This is a genomic window from Patulibacter medicamentivorans (genome assembly GCF_000240225.1).
GTDB classification, from domain to species: domain Bacteria; phylum Actinomycetota; class Thermoleophilia; order Solirubrobacterales; family Solirubrobacteraceae; genus Patulibacter; species Patulibacter medicamentivorans.
In genome coordinates this window covers 1-19,784 of the sequence record NZ_AGUD01000326.1, presented here as the reverse complement: position 1 = coordinate 19,784, position 19,784 = coordinate 1, and the positions used below count along the sequence as shown (strand labels likewise).

Sequence of the window (19,784 nt, the reverse complement as noted above, 5' to 3'; positions counted from 1 at the left end):
GGCCGGCGGCGAGCGGCGGCCGCGACGGCGCCCGCGTCGCCGCGGGCGGGCTACGCGCCCCGCGTCGCCGCGCCGTCGTAGGCGACGCCGGCCAGGTCGCCGAGCAGGTCGCGGGTTTCCTCCAGCTGCGCGGTCAGCAGCTGCTTGGCGACCTCCAGCAGCTGGAAGATCCGCGGGTCCTTGACCCGGTAGAGGACGCTGGTCCCCGCGCGGCGGCTCTCGAGCAGGCCCTGCCGTCGCATCGCCGTGAGGTGCTGCGAGGTGCCGCTGGAGTCGAGCCCGAGCGCGGCCTGCAGCTCGCCGACCGCGCGCTCGCCGTCGCGCAGCAGCTCGAGGATCCGGACCCGTGCCGGGTGGCCGAGGAGGCGGAAGAAGTCGGCCTTCAGCCGGTAGATCGGCGCGGGATCGCCGGCGGCGGGCTGCGGGAGGGCATCGGTCATCCGTGGACCACGATACCATTCCTCTCTCAATATCTTAAGATCTTTGAAGATCATGAAATCAATTGCCCCTGATCCCTCGATCGACGATCCCGTGGTCGGCCAGCTGCTCGTCGTGATCGGTCGCGGCGGCTCGCCCGGGCGGCCCGAGGCCGCGCGGCGGCTGCTCGAGCTGCTGGAGCCCGAGAGCCTGGAGACGGTGCTGCGACTGGTCGCGGCGAGCGGCGAGCCGACGCCCGAGACCCTGGTCGTCCTGCGTGACGCGTGGGAGGCGTACCGCCACGACCGCGGGCGGTCGTGGAACTGACCGCGGCGCCCATTCGCGGCCCGCGAGGCAACGGCCTGCGGTCGTTGTTGCCGTCCCGCGCCGACTACGCCGGCCTGCGCGGCAGCTGGCGCAGCGACCTGGTCGCGGGCGTCACGGTCGCGATCGTCGCGCTGCCGCTGGCGCTGGGCTTCGCGGTGACCGCCGGCCTCGGGGCGCAGGCGGGGCTCGTGACCGCGATCGTCGCCGGGATCGTGGCCGGCGTCTTCGGCGGGTCGCACGTCCAGGTCAGCGGCCCGACCGGCGCGATGACCGTCGTGCTGGTGCCGGTCGTCGCGTCGGTCGGCCCGGGCGGGGTCGCGGTCGTGGCCCTGCTCGCCGGGCTGCTGCTGGTCGCGGCGGGCGCGCTGCGACTGGGGCGCTACGCCGGCGTGCTGCCGTGGCCGGTCGTCGAGGGCTTCACCGTCGGGATCGCGCTGCTGATCTTCCTGCAGCAGGTGCCGGGCGCGCTCGGCGTGCCCAAGCCCCACGGCGAGAACACGGCCGCCGTCGCCGCCCGCGCGATCGTCGACTGGGGCGGAGGTCATTGGAGCACGCTGGCGGTGGTCGCGCTGGTGGCGGTGGTGATGATCGCCGCGCCGCGCCTGCACCGGGCGCTGCCGGCCTCGCTGCTGGCCGTCGTCACGGCGACGGTGCTGGTCGAGCTGACGGGCCTCTCGGTGGCGCGGATCGGGACGATCCCGTCGAGCCTGCCGACGCCGGCGCTGCCGCAGCTCGACGGCGGCAAGATCGGCGACCTGGTCACCGCGGCCCTCGCCGTCGCGGCGCTGGGGGCGGTCGAGAGCCTGCTCTCGGCGCGGGTCGCCGACGGGATGGCCGACGGCGAGGCCCACGATCCCGATCGCGAGCTGGTCGGCCAGGGCCTGGCCAACGTCGCGGTCTCGTTCGTCGGCGGGATGCCGGCGACCGGCGCGATCGCGCGGACCGCCGTCAACGTCCGCGCCGGCGCCCGGACCCGGCTGGCGACGATCGTCCACGGCCTGGTGCTCGTGGTCGTCGTGCTGCTGCTGGCGTCGCTGCTCGAGCGCGTCCCGCTGGCGGCCCTCGCCGGCGTCCTGATGATGACGGCGGTGCGGATGGTCGAGGTCGGCACCGTCGGGCGGATCCTCCGCTCGACCCGCGAGGACGCGCTGCTGCTGATCCTGACGGCGACGGCCACGATCGCCTTCGACCTGGTCGTGGCGGTCGGCATCGGCGTCGCGCTGGCGGCGATCCTGGCGCTGCGGACGGTCGCCGCGAACGCCGCCTTCGAGCGCGAGGACCTGGGCGGGATCGACGTCGACGCGACGCTCGAGCACGCCCTGCTCGAGGAGCACATCGTCGCCTACCGGCTCGACGGCGCGCTCTTCTTCGGCGCCGCCCAGCGGTTCCTGCTGGAGCTGACCGCGGTCACCGACGTCGAGGTCGTGATCCTGCGGATGGGCGGCCTGCGGATGATCGACAGCACCGGGGCCCAGGCGCTGGCCGACCTGATCGACCACCTGCAGCGGCAGGGGATCACGGTCCTGCTCACCTCGCTGCGCCCCGAGCACCGCGGGCTGATCGAGCGGGTCGGGGTGCTCGACATGCTCGACCACGCCAACCACCTGCTGCCGACGATCGACGAGGCGCTCGCCCACGCCCGCCGGCACCACCTGCGCAACCGCCGCGCCGCCGCCGTGGCCGCCTGAGCGTCAGGCCAGCTCGCGGTAGACGTCCCAGGTCGCGCGCGCGGCGTCGGCCCAGGTCCACGGCGGCGCGGCGGGCGCGGGCCGGGTCAGGCCCTCGGCCCGGGCGACCAGGCCGGCGACGTCCTCCGGCGGCGCGAAGGCGGCGCGGCCGTCGAGCACCTCGCGCAGCGCCGGGACGTCGCTGCAGGCGACCGGGCAGCCGCACGCCAGCGCCTCGACCGGGGTCAGGCCGAAGCCCTCGTCGTCGGACGGCAGGACCAGCGCGTGCGCGGCCGAGTAGAGCGTCGCCAGGTCCGGGTCCGAGAGCGCGCCGGTCAGCTGCACGTCCGGCAGCTCCGCGGTCCAGGGGCCGGCCGGGCCGGCGAGCACCAGCGGCAGCGTGCGGGGCGCTGCGGCCAGCTCGCCGAGGCGCTTGCGGGGATCGGGGTGGCGCATGCCGCCGACCCACAGCAGGAACCGCTCCGGCAGCGCCAGCCGCTCGCGCAGCTCGGCGATCGCGTCGGCGGCGGCCGGGACGAAGTGCGGCGCCGGGGCCTCGTGGATCACCCGCAGCCGCTCGTCGGGCACGTCGAGCAGCCGGCGGACGTCGGCGGCCACCGCGGCGGTCGGGACGATGATCCGGTCGGCCCGCTGGACGGCCAGGTAGCGCAGCCGGAAGCGGACGCCGGTCCGCAGGTACTCGCCGCGGCGCTTGAGCGGCACCAGGTCGTGGAGCGTCGCCACCTGCGGCTTGCCGGGGCGCAGCAGGACCCCGTCGAGCCACGGGCTGTGGAACAGGTCGCAGCCGAGCGGACGTCGTCGGGCGACGACCAGGTCGCCGTCGGCCGCGGTCTCGTCCAGCGCGTCGTGGAGGCAGCGGACGTAGCGCCCGATGCCGCGCACGTCGACCTCGGCGCGCGCGTCGAGGGCGACCCTCATCCGGTCGACGCGCCGTCGTCGGCGGGCGCGCTCGCCGCCGCCGTCGCGGCCGGTCCGCCGGCGGGGGACGACGGTCGGCCGCGCAGCGCCCCGTCGACCCGGTCGGCGAAGGCGTCGAGCGCCCAGGCCCGCGCGGCCTCGCGGCAGGCGTCGGCCAGCAGCGCCCGCTCGCGCAGCGCCCAGACCACGCCGTGGGCCAGCGCGGCGGGATCGCCCGGCGGCACCAGCCGGCCGGTGACGCCGTCCTGGACGACCTCGACCAGCCCGTCGACCGCCGAGGCGACGACCGGCACGCCGACGGCCTGGGCCTCGGCGGCGATCGTCCCGAACGGCTCGCGGTGGGAGGGGACGACCAGCACGTCGACGTGGCGCAGCAGGCCGGGGCCGCTGGTCTGCCAGGGCCAGCGCTCGACGCCGGCGGCATCCGCCCGGCGGTCGACCAGCCGCGCGTGGTGCGGGTCGGCGTCGTAGGGGTCCTCGCCGACGACCACGATCCGCGACCGCGGGACGGCGACGCGGATTCCCTCGGCGGCCGCGATCAGGTCGAGCGGTCCCTTCCGCGGCTCGATCCGGCCGACGAAGGCGATCACCGGGCGGTCGTCGGCCGTCCACGGCGGGTCGGCCGGCGGCGGGTCCAGGTCGACCGGGCAGCCGGTCACCACCACGTCGCGGCCGAGCCGCTGGGCGACCGGGTGGGCGCAGGCGCGCGAGTCGGCCAGCAGCACGTCGGCGGCGCCCCAGAAGCGCGGGACGCGACGGACCATGTCGTGGACGTGGACGGCGGTGCGGGCCGCCATCCGCCCGCCGCCGCGGCCGCCCGGCGGGTGGAGCGCGGGCAGCAGCCGGGCCGGGACGGTCCCGTTGAGGTAGACCACGTCGTGCTGCGCGGCCAGGGTCCGGAAGGTCCGGAAGGCGAGCACGGCGGCCAGGCCCTGCCCGCGCCCGAGCCCGCCGACCGGCTGCTGGCGCCAGACGACCTCGTCGGGGGCCTCGGCCGGCCGCCGGCCGCTCGGCCCGGTCATGGTCATTCGCCAGCCGCGCTCGGCCAGCAGCGGCGCGGCCCGCAGCAGCGCCAGCTCGGCCCCGCCCGGCCGGTCCACCGCGTGCACCACCAGGAGCGACCGCATCGCGTCGAAGGCTAGATGATCGCCTCCACGGCCCGCGTGGGGGATGTGCGGGCCCGAGCCGGCACGAGTAGCCTGTCGCCGCGGCTCCTCCGCTCGTGAAGATCCTCATCGACACCAGCTACGCGCTGCGCGGCGCGTCGGGCACCGCCGTCTACCTGGAACGGCTGCTGGCCGCGTTGGCGGAGCAGCCGGTCGAGGTCGTCACCGCCGGCGACGAGCACCGCCCGCCCCCGGCCGGCGGCGGCATCGGCAGCATCCGCAACCTGGCCCACGACCAGCGCTGGCTGCACGCGGCGCTGCCGGCGCGCGCCGCGCGCGAGCGGGTCGACGTGGTCCACCACCCGCTGCCGGCCTTCACGCCGCGGCTGGCGCGCGGTCGCCAGCGGATCGCCCAGGTGATCACGGTCCACGACCTCGCGTTCGAGCTGCTGCCCGAGTGCTTCGACCCGCGCTTCGCCCGCTGGGCGTCGCTCACCCACCGCCGCGCCGCGCGCCGCGCCGACGCGGTGATCGCCGTCTCGCAGACGACCGCCCGCGACGTCCGCGAGCGCTGGCACGTGCCCGCCGAGCGGATCGTGGTCGCGCCCCACGGCCCCGGCCAGTGGCAGGCCCGGGAGATCCGCTCCGGCCGCACCGAGCGGGCGCCGTCGGTCCCGCTCGCCCGGCCCTACTTGCTGTACGTCGGCGACGACGAGCCGCGCAAGGACCTGCCGACCCTGCGCGCCGCCCACCGGTCGCTGGCCGCGCGACTCGGCGACGCGGCGCCCGACCTGGTGCTCGCCGGCCGGATCGCGGGCGACCCGGCCGCCGGCGAGCGGATCGTCGTCGCGCCCGACCGCGACCAGCTGCTGGCGCTGATGGACGGCGCGCTGGCGCTGGTCCACCCGGCGCTCCACGAGGGGGTCGGGCTGACGCCGCTGGAGGCGATGGCGCGCGGCGTTCCGGTCGTCGCCGCCCGCTCGCCCGGGATCACCGAGACCTGCGAGGACGCCGCGGCCTACTTCCCGCCGCGCGACGCCGGGGAGCTGGCGGCGGTGCTCGAGCGGATCGTCGCCGAGCCGCGGCTGCGGGAGCGGCTGACGCAGGCCGGACGTCGCGTCGCCGGCGCCCGCAGCTGGTCGGCCGCGGCGCGCGCCCACGTCGAGGCCTACGCGCTCGCGGTCCGCAACGCGGCCGCCGCCTGAGCCGCGGCGGGGCCGATCGGCGGCCGGCGGGGACCCCTCCTCCGGTACGCTCGCCGTTCACGGATCCCCGGGGGCGGGGGACCCGCGAGACCTCTGCATGAAGATCGCGATCCTGGGCACCCGCGGCATCCCGGCCGCCTACAGCGGCTTCGAGACCGCGGCCGAGCACCTGGCCGCGCGGCTCGTCCAGCGCGGCCACGAGGTCACGGTCTACTGCCGCCCGCACGTCGTCGACCCCGACCTGCGCGAGCACGTCGGCGCGCGGCTCGTCCACCTGCCGACGATCCGCAACAAGTACCTCGACACGTTCGTCCACACCTACCTGTCGGCCGAGCACTGCGTGCGGCGGCTGAAGCCGGACGTCGCGCTGTTCTTCATCGCCGGCAACAGCCCGATCACGCGCCTGACGCGGGCCGCCGGGCTGCCGACGGTGATCAACGTCGACGGCCTCGACTCCGACCGCTCCAAGTGGCCGGCGGCGGCCAAGGCCTACCTGCGGTTCGCCGAGCGCAACGCCCCGCGCTGGGCCGACATCGCGCTGACCGACAGCGACGCGGTCGCCGACGTCTTCGCCAAGCGCTACGGGCAGCGGATCGAGGTGATCCCCTACGGCGTCGAGGACCCCGGCCACACGACCACCGACACGCTCGACGCGCTGGGGCTGGAGCCGCGCGAGTACATCCTCTTCGTCGGCCGGCTGGAGCCGGAGAACAACCCGCACATGCTGGTCGACGCGTTCAGCCGGATCCCGTACGAGGTCACCAAGGGCAAGAAGCTCGTGATCGTCGGCGGCGCCCCCTACGCCCACGACTACATCAAGGGCGTCCACCGCGGGGCCGACCCGCGAGTGCTGTTCCCGGGCTACGTCTTCGGCCGCGGCTACTGGGAGCTGCAGAAGAACAGCTACCTGTCGGTGATGCCGACCGAGGTCGGCGGCACCCACCCGGTGATCCTCGAGGCGCTCGCGTCGGGCGCGGCGGTGCTGGTCAACGATCACGCTCCGAACGTCGAGACGATCGGCGGCGCGGGCGCGACGTTCAGCGGGGCCGAGGGCGCGCCGGCGCTCTCGCGCGAGCTCGAGCGGCTGCTGCAGGATCCCGAGCGCGTCGCCGAGCTGCGGGTGGCGGCGGTCGAGCGCGCCAAGGCCTACTCGTGGGACGCCGTCACCGAGCGCTACGAGCGGCTGCTGGAGCGGGTCGTCGACGGCCGCAGCGCCGGCCCGCTCGACCCGGCGCTGGTCGACCGGGACGTCCCGGCGCCGCAGCTGGCCGGGCTGCTGCCCTAGCGGCGCCGCAGGCGCCGGGCAACGGCGGCCCGGCGTGACGCGGTCACGACCCTCAGCGGCTGAGCTTGAACGACACGCCGCGGCTGTAGAACGTCTTCGAGCCGCTCTTCCAGGCCAGCCGCAGGGCGCTCGCGCGGCGGACGCGGACGGTCTTGCTGACGAAGCCGTACTTGCTCGTCTTGAAGCTCTTGAAGCGCTTGTAGCGTCCCCTGGCGTCGCGCAGCTGCAGCTCGACCGCGCGCGGCCCGCTGCCGCCGCCGGGCCGCACGCGGCCCCAGATCTTCAGGTTGCCGCTCTTGGCGGCGCGCCGGCTCGGCAGGAAGAACGGCAGCCGGTAGGCGTCGTAGGCCGGCTTCGCCTTGCCGTCCTTGCCGGATCCGGGACCGAACCGCAGGCCGGTCTGGAAGGTGCTCCACTTGGCATCGCCGGTGGCGCCCGCGACCGGGCCGTCGTCGTAGAGCAGGAACTGGGCGAGCGTCCGCACGTAGCGGTTGCGCCAGGCGATGTACTCGGCCTGGTTGATCCACGCCGCCTGCTGGTTGAGCGAGACCCCGGTGATCGAGTCCGGCGGATCGGTCTGGTAGCCGTACTCGGTCAGGTAGAGCGGGATCGAGGAGCGCTTGACCTTGTAGCGGGCCATGATCCGCTCCAGCTGGTCGCTCAGCGTCCCGAGGTTGGCCGTGGTCACCCAGTCGTCCGGGTAGTCCGGCCGCGTCGTCGGCGAGCGGACCAGCTCGTACGGGTGGTGGGCGTAGCCGGTCATCTGGAACAGCGCCGGGTGCTGGGCGGTGAACTCCGCCGGGTTCGGCGTCGCCGGGCAGTCGACCTTGGACGCGTCGGCGCCGGTCAGGAAGCCGAGGCTGTCGTTGAGGCAGTAGACCCGCCGCAGGAACCGCATCGCGTCCATCGGCGTCCCGCGCGAGTTGAGGTCGGAGAGCTTGTGCTGGCCCTTCGGCGCGGTCTCGCCGACGAGGATCGTGTCGCCGCCGTGGCCGGTCGCGCCGAGCGCGGTCCACGAGGCGTCGACCAGCTTGCGGTAGAGCGGCGGCGACTGCTCGACGGCGGTGGTCGCGGTGCTCGACCACTGGGGCGAGAGCCAGGCGCCCTGGTTCGGCTCGTTCCAGATCGACCAGTAGTCGATCCGCGGCTGGGCGGCGGACTGCCCGGCGGGGACGAACGAGCCGCTGTAGCGCTTGCCGAGGGCGGCGACGAAGGCCCCGAACTCGGCCGGGTCCGGGTTCGTCCGGTCGGCCAGCCGCTCGTCGAACGAGCCCGACATCGCCCACAGCGGGCCGGGCGCGGTCGGGTTCAGGTTGACCTGCATCCCGCGGTCGCGGATCTCCTTGATGACCGTGTCGTAGCGCGCCCAGTTGGCGGCCGGGTAGGCGTTCGGGTCGCTGGCGTCGAACCCGGTCGGCTTCGACGCCTGGTCGGGCGACGGCGCGACGAGGTACCAGAACGCAGTCAGGCGGATCCGCTGGACGCCGAGCGCCTGGGCCTCGTCGAGCGTCTTCTTGCGGACCGCGTCGGACCCGTAGACGATCCGCGGGTCGTCCTGGAACGTCGACTCCAGCCGCGTGTTGGCCGACGCGCTCGCGGTCGAGAGCAGCACCAGCAGCGCGGCGGTCAAGGGGATCAGTCGGCGCATATCAAGCAGTCGTAAACCATCGGGAGCGGAAAGGTCGCGGTTCGGCCGCGCCGGAACGTCCGGGAGCGGCGCCGGCGATCAGGGCGTCGTGCCGCCGGTGGCGGTCGTCGGCATCGTCGGCGTCGTGGTGCCCGTCGTGGTGCCGGGCGTGGTGGCCGTGCCGGGCGTCGTCGCGCCCGGCGTGGTCGCCCCGGGCGTGGCGGCCCCGGGCGTGCTCGTGCCGGGCGTCGTCTGCCCGGCCAGCGGCGCGGTCGCCTGGCCGCTGCGGGCCTGGCGCTTCTCGACCGCGCGGCGGCTGGCCGCGACGGCCATCTTCTGGGCGACCATGCTGGTCGGGGCCAACCGCAGCGCGATCCCCAGCGCCCGCTGGGCGTTGAACGGACGATCGGCGTCGTAGAGCTCGAAGCTGGCGAGCCGCTGCCAGCTGTCGGGGATCGCCGGCTCCAGCGCGATCGCGCTCTCGTACAGGCGACGGGCGCCCTCGAGGTCGCCCTTGCGCGACAGGATCCCGGCCAGCACGTAGTCGGCCTGGACCGACAGCGGGTCGAGGCTTCGCGCGTCGCGGGCCTCGCGCTCGGCCCGCGCCAGGTCACCGGCGTCGAGGGCAGCGAGGGCCGCGTTCTGGGCCCGCACCGACCGCCACGGCTGGGCGATCGAGAAGGCGCCGATCGCGAACACCACGACCAGCCCGACCGCGATCGCGGTCCGCGGCGACGCGACGGCGATCCGCGGCCGCGGGCGCGGCACGAACGCGGCCTCGGCGCCGCGCCCGACCACCCAGCCGGCGAGCAGCATCGGCGCCAGCGCCACGCCGGGCAGGAACCAGGTCCAGTCGGCCATCGACGTGACCGCGAACGTCGTCACGACCGCCACCGCCGCCGCGGTGCCGTCGCGCTCGGGCCGTCGCGCCGCGTGCCGCAGCGGCCCGCGCAGGCCGAGCCCGCGGACGGCGGCGAGCACGAACGCCAGCCCGAGGGTCAGCGACGTCAGCATCCCGATCCAGCCGAGGTCGGCGAGCGTCTGCGGGATCCAGCCGTGGGCGTGCTTGGCCACGTAGCCGTTCTTGCGGACCCGCGGCTGGACGGCGCCGAAGCCGCCGGCGCCGACGCCGTGCGTCGGCTGGATCTCGAAGACGTCGCGCGCCTGGCGCCAGTACTGCGAGCGGAACGAGCTGGCCGCGGTCAGGCGCGACGGGTCGCCGCCGGGGACCGCCGCGTCGGGATCGGTCAGCTGGTGCCAGGCGTTGCTGATCGAGCCGGTCAGGCCGCGCTCGCTGGTCGCCACGACGGCGATGCCGGCGACCGGGATCACCGCCACCACGCAGGCCACGAAGACGCCCAGGCGGCGGCGCTCGAGCGGGCCGACGCCGGTGAAGACGGTCGCGAACTCGATCGCGAGGCCGGCGATCAGCAGCACCACGATCGTGCCGGCCAGGAGCACCCCGAGCTCGGCGCCGGCCGACTCGCGGGCGGCCAGCAGGACCTTGTCGGTCGAGAGCGCCGCGTTGGCGAACGCCCAGATCCCGACGAAGCCGCCGCCGAGGACGCCGACGGCGAGCACCAGCAGGCTGTGCAGCCGCCGCGGCGCGAGCGCGATCCAGGCCAGCGCCCCGACGCCGGCGGCGATCAGGCTGCCGCGCGAGTAGGACTGCAGCAGCGTCAGGACGGCCAGCGCGGCGATCGGGTACGCGAGGGCGTTGAGCGGCCGGTAGCCGTTGCGGCGGGTCCCCAGCCACAGCGACAGCACCAGCGCGAAGGCGGCGATCGCGCCGACCCCGTTCCAGTAGCCGATCGGGTCCTGCAACCGCGCGTAGACCTGCTCGGGGTCGATCGCGGCCGGGAAGACCTTGCTGCCGAGGCCGAGCAGGACGATCACCGTCGTGCCCAGCAGGGCGCCGCCGAGCGGCGCCTGCCAGCGCCCGGGCGCGAGCCAGGCGGCCGCCGCGCCGCCGGCCATCACGGCGACGTAGGCGAGCGTCCGGTTGGTCTCGAACCACGAGTCGTCGGGCGCGACCGACCAGCTGATCGAGACCCCGGTCAGGATCACGAGCGCCGCGCCGGCCAGCATCGTCCCCGCGCCCCACGGCCGCGAGCCGCCGGGGGCCCGCAGCGCGGCGAGCAGGGCGACGATCCCGGAGAGGCCGGTCACCGCCAGCAGCACCGGGCCGCTGGTGTCGACGCTCTGCCCGGTCCGCGCGTGGGTCGCGGCCCAGACCAGCAGCGCGCCGATCAGGACGACCCATGGCCCGTCGCCGCGCAGCGGGCGCGGCACGCGCGATGGGCTCGCGGTCGCGCCGACGACCGGCAGCGTCCGGGTCGGCTGGTCGGCGGCGGCGGGCCTTCGCGCCCGTCGCCTGAGCGCGTCAGCGACCACGTCGCCGTCGCAGCGCCTGCAGTCCGGCCGCGCCACCGGCCACGCACGCGGCGCCGCCGCTCGCGATCAGCGCGAGCAGCAGCGGCGTGGGCAGCGACGCCCCCGACTGACCGAGGTCGAGCGAGGACTCCGGGACCTTCACGTTCTTGAGGTCGATCTGGCTGCCGTCGGCGGCGTTGGTCGCGATCTCGGTCGCGGCCCTGGCGGCGTCGGCGCTCTCCTGCGGGGTCGGCTCGGGCGTCGTCGGGGTGGTGGAGCCGGTCGCGTCGCCGCCGGTCCCGGTCCCGGCGCCGCCGCTGCCGCCGGTCGCGCCGCCGCCAGTCGAGCCGCCGCCGCCCGAGCCGCTCCCCGACCCGTTGCCCCCGTTGCCCGATCCGCCCTTCTTGCCGCCGCCCGTCTGGGCGATCGCGATCGCGTCGGCGCAGTCGTTGTAGTCGCCGAGCGCGTCGAGCTCGTTGGCCGCCTGCGACAGCTCCTTCTGGCTGTAGGTCTTGTCGAGCTTGCCGTCGCCGCAGTCGCGGAAGATCTCGCGGTAGTCGGCCGACGCGGCGGCCGGCGTGACCGCCACGGCGACGAGGACGGCGAGGAGCGTGGTGATGCGAGTGAGTGTGCGCACGGCGTTGGTCACGTCGGGGGAAGGGGGACCCGGTCCCGCCCTCCGATCCGCCACGGCGGACGGCGTGCCACGGACGGCGTGCGTCCACGGCCAGCGAAATCGCGTCAACGCTACCAACCGGCGGGCGGTCGTCGAGTTGCGCAACCGGCGGCCCAGGTGGGGGCCGATCGCGGTCAGGCGGCCCGCTCGGCGTCCTCGACGGCCGCCAGCATCCCGGCCGCCCAGGCCTCGAAGGTGAACGCCGAGACGTCCCGGCGGCCGGCCGCGCCCAGGGTCTGCGCGCCGTCGGGATCGACGGCCAGCTCGGTCAGGGCGCGGGCGAGGGCCAGCGGCTGGCCGGCCGGCACGATCCGTCCGTTGCGCCGGTCGCGGACCAGGCCGCCGGCCGCCGCGCCGACGGCGTCGGTCGCCAGCACCGGCACCCCGCGGTGGAGCGCCTCGTTGCAGACCAGGCCCCACGGCTCGACGAAGGCCGGGGTCCGCTCGGAGGGGACGCAGAGGACGTCGCTGCGGTCCAGCCACTCGCGGACCTCGGCGGTCGGGACCGGGCCGATCGCCCGCGCTCCGGGCAGACCGGCGTCGGCGGCGGGCGGCGGGCCCAGCAGCACCAGCTCGGCGCCGATCGCCTCGTGCAGCTTGGTCTGGCGCCAGGCGACCAGCAGGCTCTCGATCCCCTTGCCCGGCGCGTCGCGGCCGACGAACAGGATCCGGAACGGGTCGTTCGGCGGGCGCGGGGCGGCCGGCGGCTCGACCCAGACGGCCGGGTCGACCGCCTGCGGCGCGATCTGGACCCGGCGGGCGCCGAGCCAGCGGGCGTGGGCGGCGACGTGCGAGCCGTAGGCGGCGACGGCGTCCGCGTCGCGCACGATCCGTCGCAGCAGCGGGCGGGCGAGGACGAACGCCGGGGTCGACGGCTCGTGCCAGAGCGCGCTCCAGAGCACGAACGGGGTCCCAGCGCGACGGGCGGCGCGCCACGCCGCCGGCAGCGCGATCCGGCCGGCGGTGCCGGCCACGACGGTCCGCCAGCGCTCGCGCTGGCCGGCCAGTCGGGCGATCCCGTGCTGGCCGACGCGGTGGACCGGCAGGCCGGCGTCGGCCACGCTGCCGTGGAAGTGGTGGTCGCGCCCCTCGAAGACCGCGACCTCGACCGGCGTCCGCGCGGCGAGCGCGGCCAGCGCGCCGACCCGCTCGGGCGGCACCCGGGAGGTGACGATCAGGATCGGCCGGTCGCCCACGCGGGCATCATCGCGCACCGTCGACCACGTGGCGGTAGGCCCGCAGCGTCTGGCGGCCGCAGCGCTCCCAGGTGAAGCTCTCGGCGACGGTCCGGCGGGCCGCCAGCCCCAGCGCCCGGCGGCGGGCGGGATCCGACAGCAGCCCGTCGATCGCGTCGGCCAGCGCCGCGACGTCGCCCGGCGGGACCAGCACGATCCCCTCGCCGGCGTCGGCGATCTCCTGCGGGCCGGGCTCCCCGAGCGCGCCGATCACCGGCATCGCGGCGGCCATCGCCTCGACGTAGGCGACGCCGAACGCCTCGTCGATCGACGGCATCACGAACAGGTCGGCCTGGCGGGCGCTGGCGAGCGCCTCGGCGTGGGGCAGCTGGCCGACCCACTCGATCCGGTCGTCGACCTCCAGCTCGACCGCCAGTCGCGCCAGGGCGGGCCGCTCGGGGCCGTCGCCGATCACCCGGTAGCGGACGCTGGGGTGGCGATCGCGCAGCGACCACAGCGCGCGGATCACGTCCTCGTGGCGCTTGCGGGCGACGACGTGGGCGACCGTCACCAGCAGCGGCTCGGGGGCGTCGGCGAGCGCTACCCGCCGTCGCGGTCCGCTGCCCCAGCGCCCGCGGGCGCGTCGGCCGGCGCCGCCGGCGTCGGCGCGCCGCGGCGGGTCCCACGAGCGGGCGACCCGCCACCGCTCGAGCGCGTCGGGATCGGGCAGGTCGGTCCCCAGCCGCACCACGCGGGTGCGGGAGGCGTCCAGCGCGGCGCAGCGATCGGCGGTGCCGGCGCTGTTGGCCAGCACCAGCGCGGCGTCGGCGAACGTCGCCCGGATCGCCGCGGCCCCGGCGGGGAAGCGCGGAGCCGTGTAGTAGACGTCGCCGCCGTGGACCGACACGATCACCGGCACGTCGGGGGCCCCGTGCGCCACGGCCCGGCGAACCGCGTCGCCGGCGGGCACCGCGTTGTGGGCGTGGATCAGGTCGTACGGGAACCGCCGGTGCAGCCGCCGCAGCGCCCGCCGCAGCGGTCGGGCGGCCCAGCGGCCCCACGACCCGTAGCTGCGGTCCCGGCGTGGGCCGAGGAAGCGGACGTAGGTGATCGGGATCCCGTCGAGCTCCGCGCTCTCGGGCTGGGCGAGCATCGTGCGCAGGGTCGCGGGCACGTCGCGCAGCCGTGTCGCCCGCGGTGGCACCGGCCGGTGCAGGACCAGCACGTGGACCTCGGCCCCGGCGTCGCGGGCGGCCACCGCCTGCTGGTGGGCCCAGATCCCGAGCACGGGGTCGTTCTGGCGCGGGTAGAACTCCGCGACCACGCAGACCCGCAGCGGATCGGTAGCTGAGCGGCGCGCCTGAGCCTGGGTCGGATCGGGCGCGGAGGCGGCGGCGCTCGGGCGGGACACGTCTGGTGAGGCTACGGCACCGCCCCGCGATCGCTCGTGACGATCCGTGGGCGGCGGCGCCCGGGCGCGGTCGATCCGCGCCGGCGCCCGGCCCGCTCCCCGGCCGGGCCAGGCTCAGGCGGCGGCCCGCGCCAGGGCCTCGCGCAGCCCCGCCTCGACCTGCTCGCCGGTCCGCTCCCAGGTGAACGCGGCGGCGTGCGCGATCCCGCGGGTACGCCGGTCGTCCCGCTCGGCGGGGTCGTCGAGCAGCCGCTCGACGACGTCGCAGAGCGCCCCCGGCTCCAGCGCGGCCAGCGCGACCGGCCCGTCCGGCCCGTGGACGGCGAGGCTGCTGGCGCTGGCCACGTCGACGCACGTCAGGCCGCAGGCCAGCATCTCGTGGGGGATCAGCGACGGGTTGGTCAGCGACAGGACGACGCCGACGGTCGCCTGCCCGTAGAGCGCCGCCAGCTGCGGACGGGTCCGCACGCCGAGGTGGCGGTGGGGGAAGCCGGTCGCGACGGGACGGTCCTCGCCGAACAGGCAGATCTCGACCTGCGGCCGCCGGCGGTGCAGCTCCTCGAGCGCCAGGATCCCGAGCGGGACCCCGCGCCGGGCGGTCGTGGCGCGGGCGTAGAAGAGCAGCTGATCGCCGCGCCGGGGGGCGCCGCCGGGGCGGTACAGGTCGTGGTCGAGGCCGATGTCGAAGCGGGTCGCGGACGCCCCGTACTCGCGGGCGACGACCTGCTCCAGCCACGGCGAGGCGACCAGGCAGTGCAGCCCCTGCCGGTAGGTCCAGGCGGCCCATTCGCGCTCGGCGGAGGTCGGGTAGAACTCGGCCTCGTGGTCCTGCACCAGGTAGGCGCGGGCCGCGACGTCCGGCAGCCGCAGCGCGGCCGGGACGGTCTGCCAGGCGGTCGCGACGAGCACGTCGGTCCCCCGCCAGCCGTCGAGCCCGGCGTGGACCGGCCCCGCGATCCCGCCGAAGGCGCTGCGGAAGCCCTCGACCAGCGCCTCGGGGCGGGCGCCGCCGCCGCGGCGCGCATCGTCGTCGAGGATCCAGATCGAGCACGACAGGCCGCGCGCCTCGAGCGCCCGCACGACGTTGGCGATCGTCGTGTGGCCGCCGCTGACGGTCCGGAACGAGGGGACGACGAACGCGACGTCGAGCGGCGCGTCCCGCCCGTCCGGGGCGCGCGGGGCCAGCGGCGCCGCGCCGTCGCGCTGGACCTCGAGCAGCCCGTCCGGGATCCGCACCTCGGTGGGAGCGGCGGGAAGGCGGAGCAGCGCGCGCAGCCGGGACATGCGGTGATGATCGCCGGTAGGGTCGCGCGGCGCGCCCCGAGCAGCCACCGCGCGGCCTCCGTTGTCCCCCGAGCTCGTCGTCCAGATCGTCAACTTCCGCACCCGCTCCTACCTGGAGCGGTGCCTCGAGGGGCTGCTCGACGAGCTGGCCGCGAGCGGGATCGCCCACCGGGTGCTGGTGCTGGAGAACGGCTCCGGCGACCGGCTGGACGACGTCGTCGCGCCCTACGGCGAGCGCGTCGAGCTGGTCGTCGGCCAGCAGAACCTCGGCTTCGGCGGCGGCCACGACCTGCTGGCGACCCGCGCCGACTCGCCGTTCCTCTGCTGCCTGAACCCGGACGTCGCGATCGAGCGTCGCGGCGTCTTCGCGGCGCTGCTGGAGCACTTCGCGGACCCGGCCGTGGTGGCCGCGGGGCCGCTGCTGCTGACCGACGCCGGCGAGCCGCAGGTCTGGGACCACGGCGAGCTGCGCGGGCTGCGGGCCCGGGTCGCCAACGGCGCCGGCCACGCCCACTGGCGCCCGCGCGAGCGCCCGACCGAGGTCGCCTGGGTCTCCGGTGCGTTCCTGCTGCTGCGGCGCAGCGCGTTCGACGCCGTCGGCGGCTTCGACCGGCGGTTCTTCCTCTACAAGGAGGAGGAGGACCTCTGCCTGCAGCTGCGGCGGGCCGGCGGGCGGATCGTCTACGACCCGCGGGTCGCGGCGCGCCACGTCGGCGGGGTCGTCGCCCGGCGCGAGGAGCACCTGGAGACCTCGATCGCCCGCTACGTCGAGAAGAACCTGCCCGGCCGCCGCCGTCGCTGGCTGCTGGACCAGCTGTACCGCCACGTGACGCGGCGGATCTGAGGCTGGGGGCCGTTCGGGGCCGGCCGGGTCGGTGGGGTCGGCCGCCCGGCGTGGTCTGGCGTGGCGGGGCGGCTGTGGGTCGGGGGCTTGGTGTTGGGGGCCTTGTCGGGACTGGCTGGGTGGGCGGGGTGTGGTCGGGTTCGGCGGGCCTTCGAGGGGCTGGAGGCTGTGGCTTGGGTCGTGGTGGCTGGTGGGCTGGGTTCGGTTCGGCGGGGTCTGGCTGGTCGGGTGGCTGGGGCTGGGTACGGGGGTGGGCGGGTGTCGTGGTCGGGCGATCGGGGTCGTGCGCTTGGCGGGGCTTGCTGGGCGGGCGGGGTGTCGTGGTCGGGCGATCGAGGTCGTGCGCTTGGCGGCGGTTGGCCGGGTGGGCGTGCGGCTCGCGGGCTGCATGAGGCGCCACGGCCCGCGGTCCGCGGGGGTTTGGCGTCTTGTGCTTGCCTGAGGTGCACCAGGCGCCACGGCTCGTGGGCTGGTGGACGTGTGGCGTGTCGTGCATGCGAGACCCGCGACCGCGTCGCGCCGGCGTGGTGGGTGGCGGCTCACGCCCTGCGAAACCTGCGTCACGCGCCACGGCCCACGGCGCGACGCACGTGTGGCGCCTGACGCACGCTGGTCGCCGGCCGGATCAGTCGCCGCCCCTGGGCCTATCGCCGCGGGCGGCGAGCACCCGCGGGTCCGGCCGATCAGCCCAAGCCGCCAGCCGCTGACCCTGCGCGGCGGCCAGCACCAGTCCGCCCACCGGACCCCGCTCCCGTACCCAGCCCCGCCGACCCGACCACGCGCCCGGCGGAGCCGACCCACGCACCACGGGCCAGCGACGCTCAAGGCCTCCAGCCCAAAGGCCCAGGCCCGCCGAGCCACCCCGACCCGCCGACGCCCGCCAGCCACCAACCCCAAGCCGCAGCCAGCACCAGCCCACCCACCCACCCAACCACCCACCCACCCAACCAACCACGCGCCCGGCAGAGCACACGCCCGGCAGAGCCAACCCACGCACCACCGAGGCCCAAGGCCCGGCCGACCTCCGCCCCGCCCTGACCTACCCGCGGTCGCCCCGGCGCTCGAGCGAGAGCGCCCGGCGGACCGGCGCCGGCAGTCGCTCGGCGCGCGAGCCGAGCGCGGCGAAGACCCGGCGGGTGCCGTGGTGGAGCAGCGCCCGCAGCGTCCACCAGCCGCGGCGCCCGGCGGTCCAGTCGCGCTGCCGCATCCATGCTCGGTCGCCGCGCGTCAGCCGCAGCGTCGCGCCGAGCGCGGCCTTCGGCCGGAACGGCTCGACGTGACCGGTCGCCGCCCGCAGCCCGCGGTACTCGTCGAACGTCCGCCGCGCGACGTCGATCGGGCCGTAGTCGTGGGCATGGAGCACCGCGGCCGCCGGCACGTAGGCCTTGCGCCAGTCGGTCTCCAGCAGGTCGCGCCCGAAGGCCTGGTCCTCGGCGTAGGAGATCTCGCGGAACCGCACCTGCTCCCAGCAGGCACGGCGGTAGGCGGCGTTGACGTTGGACAGGAACGGCGGGTCGTCGGGGCCGTGGACGGTGGTCTCGCCGTCGGGGGCGAAGCCGGCGAAGAACTGCTCCAGCTCGCGCGCGACCATCGGCGAGCTGTCCGGCCGCGGCAGGTGGGGCCCGAAGAGCGCGCCGAGTCGCGGGTCGCCGGCGAAGGCGTCGAGGATCGCGGCCAGCCAGCCGGCGACCGGCGTCGCGTCCTGGGTCAGGAAGCAGAGGATCTCGCCGCTCGTCCGCTCGGCCGCCCAGTTGCGGGTCGGACCGTGGCGGAACGCCTCGGGCGCGATCTCCAGGACCCGGGCGCCGGCGTCCCGGGCCAGGGCCACCGATCCGTCGCGCGAGCCGGAGTCGACGATCAGCAGCTCGTGGGGCGGCTGGCGGGTCAGCGCGGCCAGCAGCTCCGGCAGGAAGGCCGCGCCGTCCTTGACCGGGACGATCACCGACGCGGAGGGGGACGGGGACGCTGGCGGCGGGGCGGGCATGGCGCGGGGCGGCGGCCGGCGCGGCGGCGCGCGGCGCCCACGAGGCTACGGGAGCGGCGGCGGCCACGATCTACCCTGGGAGCGTGACCTCGCCCGCCGCCGACCTGCTGCCCGTCGCGGACCTGCGCGCGTTCCTGGCCGGCAGCTGGTCGCTGGAGCGGACGATCGAGGATCGCGGCAACGACCAGCGCGGCACGGTCCGCGGGACGGCCGAGTTCGTGGCGGACGGGTCCGGGATCCGCTGGATCGAGCACGGCACCGTCCAGCTGGCCGGCTACGTCGGCGAGGCCTCGCGCGAGCTGGAGATCGTCCCCGACCCCGTCGGCGACGGCTGGCTGGTGCGCTTCGACGACGGGCGCCCGTTCCACCCGCTCGACCTGCGGAGCGGGTCGTGCGACGCGGTCCACCCCTGCCGGGCCGACCGCTACGCCGGCCAGGTGCGGGCGACCTCGAGCGCCAGCTTCGAGGTCGACTGGCAGGTCACCGGGCCGGCCAAGGACCAGCGGATCCGGACGCGCTACGCGCGCCTGCGCCCGGACGAGGGCCGCTCGCGCTAGCGTCGCCCGCGGTGATCCTGCATCTGCACCACCGCTACCGCACGCTCGGCGGGGAGGAGCGCGCGATCGCGTCCCTGCGCGCCCTGACCGAGGAGCGGCTGGTCGAGCCGACCGCGCTGCTGGAGCGGGACTCGGCCTCGATCGGCAGCGCGCGGGCGGCGGGCGGCCTGCTCCGCGGCGGGCTCGATCCGGAGCAGGTGGCGGACGAGGTCCGACGGCTGGGCGCCCGGGTCGTCCACGCCCACAACCTCCACCCGACCCTCGGCGTCCGGGCCCTTCGCGCGGCGCGCGAGGCCGGCGCGGCGGTCGTCCTGCAGCTGCACAACTACCGCCTGGTCTGCGCCGTCGGGACCTGCGTCCGGGCCGGCGTCGACTGCACGCTCTGCCACGGTCGCGACACGCGGCCCGGGCTGCGGCATCGCTGCCGCGGCGGCCTCGCCGAGGGCATCGCCTACGCGGCCGGGATCGCGCGCCAGCAGCCGGGGCTGCTGGCCGCCTGCGACGTCGTCGTGGTGCCGAGCGTGGCGGCGCTGGAGCGGCTGCGGGCGCTCGGCGTCGAGCTGCCGGACGAGCGGGTCCACGTCGTCCCCCATCCGGTCGCCGCCGGTCCGCCGGTGACCCCGGATCGCGACGGCCCGGCCGTCGTCGCCGGTCGACTGGCTCCGGAGAAGGGCACCGCGGTGGCGATCGCGGCGGCGCGGATCAGCGGCCGCCCGCTGGTGATCGCGAACGGCGGGCCCGAGGAGCCGGCGCTGCGGGCGGCCGCGGCCGACCTGCCGGGCGTGCGGTTCGCCGGCCGGCTCGACCCGGCGGAGCTGGAGCGGCTGCGCGCCGGGGCGGCGATCGAGCTGGTGCCGTCGCTGGCCCACGAGACCTTCGGCCTGGCCGCCGCCGAGGCGATGCTGCG

17 protein-coding genes are annotated in these 19,784 nt (G+C 76.4%); 7 read left to right on the top strand and 10 right to left on the bottom strand.

Translation table 11 applies throughout. The features are described from left to right. Window positions 1–50: 50 nt before the first annotated feature. The gene (locus PAI11_RS23320) at window positions 51–440 is read right to left on the bottom strand and encodes an ArsR/SmtB family transcription factor (protein ID WP_007579476.1); all 390 of its coding nucleotides are present in this window, start codon (window positions 438–440) and stop codon (window positions 51–53) included. 52 nt (window positions 441–492) lie between these two features. On the opposite strand from PAI11_RS23320, the gene PAI11_RS23315 reads away from it, so the two are divergent. Together PAI11_RS23315 and PAI11_RS23310 are read left to right on the top strand one after the other, a co-directional pair. Beyond that, window positions 493–744: a hypothetical protein gene (locus tag PAI11_RS23315; RefSeq protein WP_138974524.1), complete on the top strand. Its 252-nt coding sequence runs from the start codon at window positions 493–495 to the stop codon at window positions 742–744. Beyond that, a complete protein-coding gene (locus PAI11_RS23310) occupies window positions 735–2,432 on the top strand; it encodes a SulP family inorganic anion transporter (RefSeq protein ID WP_007579474.1) in 1,698 nt (565 codons plus the stop codon). Before PAI11_RS23315 ends, PAI11_RS23310 begins: the two co-directional genes overlap by 10 nt. Window positions 2,433–2,435: 3 nt before the next feature. On the opposite strand, the gene PAI11_RS25155 is transcribed toward PAI11_RS23310, so the two are convergent. Together PAI11_RS25155 and PAI11_RS25150 are read right to left on the bottom strand one after the other, a co-directional pair. After that, window positions 2,436–3,350, bottom strand: coding sequence for a glycosyltransferase family 4 protein (locus PAI11_RS25155; protein ID WP_007579473.1), 915 nt, complete (start codon window positions 3,348–3,350; stop codon window positions 2,436–2,438). Further along, complete coding sequence (locus PAI11_RS25150) at window positions 3,347–4,477, bottom strand: glycosyltransferase (RefSeq protein WP_007579471.1); 1,131 nt, start codon at window positions 4,475–4,477, stop codon at window positions 3,347–3,349. The genes PAI11_RS25155 and PAI11_RS25150 overlap by 4 nt, the downstream gene beginning before the upstream one ends. Before the next feature lie 95 nt (window positions 4,478–4,572). On the opposite strand from PAI11_RS25150, the gene PAI11_RS23295 reads away from it, so the two are divergent. Both PAI11_RS23295 and PAI11_RS23290 read left to right on the top strand, forming a co-directional pair. Continuing rightward, a complete protein-coding gene (locus PAI11_RS23295) occupies window positions 4,573–5,661 on the top strand; it encodes a glycosyltransferase family 4 protein (RefSeq protein WP_007579470.1) in 1,089 nt (362 codons plus the stop codon). Between the two features lie 97 nt (window positions 5,662–5,758). Next, window positions 5,759–6,946 carry a glycosyltransferase gene (locus PAI11_RS23290; protein ID WP_007579467.1) on the top strand — a complete coding sequence of 396 codons (1,188 nt, stop codon included), beginning with the start codon at window positions 5,759–5,761 and terminating at the stop codon, window positions 6,944–6,946. A gap of 52 nt (window positions 6,947–6,998) precedes the next feature. Here the strand turns inward: PAI11_RS23290 and PAI11_RS23285 are convergent, their stop codons facing one another. From PAI11_RS23285 to PAI11_RS25140, 6 genes are all read right to left on the bottom strand, one after another. Continuing rightward, window positions 6,999–8,594 (bottom strand): cellulase family glycosylhydrolase, encoded by a 1,596-nt coding sequence (locus PAI11_RS23285; protein WP_040601513.1) that lies wholly within the window; start codon window positions 8,592–8,594, stop codon window positions 6,999–7,001. A 78-nt stretch (window positions 8,595–8,672) separates the two neighbouring features. Then, window positions 8,673–10,865 (bottom strand): HAT repeat-containing protein, encoded by a 2,193-nt coding sequence (locus PAI11_RS23280; RefSeq protein ID WP_138974523.1) that lies wholly within the window; start codon window positions 10,863–10,865, stop codon window positions 8,673–8,675. Between the two features lie 91 nt (window positions 10,866–10,956). Further along, complete coding sequence (locus PAI11_RS23275; protein ID WP_138974522.1) at window positions 10,957–11,583, bottom strand: hypothetical protein; 627 nt, start codon at window positions 11,581–11,583, stop codon at window positions 10,957–10,959. A 173-nt stretch (window positions 11,584–11,756) separates the two neighbouring features. Beyond that, window positions 11,757–12,818 (bottom strand): glycosyltransferase family 4 protein, encoded by a 1,062-nt coding sequence (locus tag PAI11_RS25145; RefSeq protein ID WP_007579450.1) that lies wholly within the window; start codon window positions 12,816–12,818, stop codon window positions 11,757–11,759. 7 nt (window positions 12,819–12,825) lie between these two features. Further along, complete coding sequence (locus tag PAI11_RS28240; RefSeq protein ID WP_244406594.1) at window positions 12,826–14,208, bottom strand: glycosyltransferase; 1,383 nt, start codon at window positions 14,206–14,208, stop codon at window positions 12,826–12,828. A 114-nt stretch (window positions 14,209–14,322) separates the two neighbouring features. Next, complete coding sequence (locus PAI11_RS25140; RefSeq protein ID WP_007579446.1) at window positions 14,323–15,492, bottom strand: glycosyltransferase family 4 protein; 1,170 nt, start codon at window positions 15,490–15,492, stop codon at window positions 14,323–14,325. Window positions 15,493–15,553: 61 nt separating this feature from the next. On the opposite strand from PAI11_RS25140, the gene PAI11_RS23255 reads away from it, so the two are divergent. Continuing rightward, window positions 15,554–16,336: a glycosyltransferase family 2 protein gene (locus tag PAI11_RS23255; RefSeq protein WP_007579444.1), complete on the top strand. Its 783-nt coding sequence runs from the start codon at window positions 15,554–15,556 to the stop codon at window positions 16,334–16,336. A gap of 1,039 nt (window positions 16,337–17,375) precedes the next feature. Here PAI11_RS23255 and PAI11_RS23250 read toward each other — a convergent pair. Beyond that, window positions 17,376–18,278 (bottom strand): glycosyltransferase family 2 protein, encoded by a 903-nt coding sequence (locus tag PAI11_RS23250; protein ID WP_007579437.1) that lies wholly within the window; start codon window positions 18,276–18,278, stop codon window positions 17,376–17,378. 125 nt (window positions 18,279–18,403) lie between these two features. Between PAI11_RS23250 and PAI11_RS23245 the strand changes: the two genes are divergently transcribed. Next, entirely contained in the window at window positions 18,404–18,877 is a 474-nt protein-coding gene (locus PAI11_RS23245) for a DUF6314 family protein (protein WP_007579435.1), read from the top strand. Window positions 18,878–18,888: 11 nt separating this feature from the next. Next, on the top strand, window positions 18,889–19,784 hold an 896-nt coding region (locus PAI11_RS23240), incomplete at its 3' end, for a glycosyltransferase (RefSeq protein ID WP_040601510.1).

Coding starts and splice junctions, on each gene's coding strand:
- PAI11_RS23320 (WP_007579476.1), bottom strand. CDS start 440: ATGACCGATGCCCTCCCGCAGCCCGCCGCCGGCGATCCCGCGCCGATC.
- PAI11_RS23315 (WP_138974524.1), top strand. CDS start 493: ATGAAATCAATTGCCCCTGATCCCTCGATCGACGATCCCGTGGTCGGC.
- PAI11_RS23285 (WP_040601513.1), bottom strand. CDS start 8,594: ATGCGCCGACTGATCCCCTTGACCGCCGCGCTGCTGGTGCTGCTCTCG.
- PAI11_RS23290 (WP_007579467.1), top strand. CDS start 5,759: ATGAAGATCGCGATCCTGGGCACCCGCGGCATCCCGGCCGCCTACAGC.
- PAI11_RS25150 (WP_007579471.1), bottom strand. CDS start 4,477: ATGCGGTCGCTCCTGGTGGTGCACGCGGTGGACCGGCCGGGCGGGGCC.
- PAI11_RS25155 (WP_007579473.1), bottom strand. CDS start 3,350: ATGAGGGTCGCCCTCGACGCGCGCGCCGAGGTCGACGTGCGCGGCATC.
- PAI11_RS25140 (WP_007579446.1), bottom strand. CDS start 15,492: ATGTCCCGGCTGCGCGCGCTGCTCCGCCTTCCCGCCGCTCCCACCGAG.